Annotated in this window: 1 protein-coding gene and 1 pseudogene; both read left to right on the forward strand. The window is 50.3% G+C overall.

The window, feature by feature from the left end; translation table 11 throughout:
- Nucleotides 1–246: TlpA family protein disulfide reductase (locus tag ACTHSP_RS21345; protein WP_440346923.1), on the forward strand; the 246-nt coding region annotated here is incomplete at its 5' end.
- Between the two features lie 143 nt (nt 247–389).
- Nucleotides 390–586 (forward strand): annotated as a pseudogene (locus ACTHSP_RS21350) (GTPase ObgE); the annotation flags it as partial.

The raw sequence follows: 586 nt of genomic DNA on the forward strand, positions 1-586 counted from the left end.
TTCCAAGTCCTCGGCATTGCCCAGCCCATCGACCCTATTGAGAGCGTCCATCAGTACGTCAAAGAATACGGCCTTCCCTTCACCGTCATGTACGATGCCAACAAAACTGCTGCAAAAGCCTTTGGTACACAGGTTTACCCGACTTCTGTCCTGATCGACAAAAACGGCAACATCCTTAAAACCTACGTTGGCGAACCCAATTTCACCCAACTCTATCAAGAAATCGACCAGGCCCTCGCCCAATAAATCCAAGGCCGTCTGAAACCATATTTCAGACGGCCTAAAACCGAAATATCCTTTATAATAAGCAACATTTTATCCGTTCAGACACCAAGCTCCTCTATTAACAAAGGCCGTCTGAAACAACCGAATACCCATAAGAGAACATCATGAAATTTATCGACGAAGCAAAAATCGAAGTCGCCGCAGGCAAAGGCGGTAATGGCGCAACCAGTTTCCGCCGCGAAAAATTCGTACCCCGCGGCGGCCCTGACGGCGGCGACGGCGGCAAAGGCGGCAGCGTTTGGGCAGAAGCCGACGAAAACACCAACACCCTCGTCGAATACCGCTTCGTCAAACGCTACCA

It is taken from the genome of Neisseria sp. P0001.S005, from assembly GCF_051963715.1.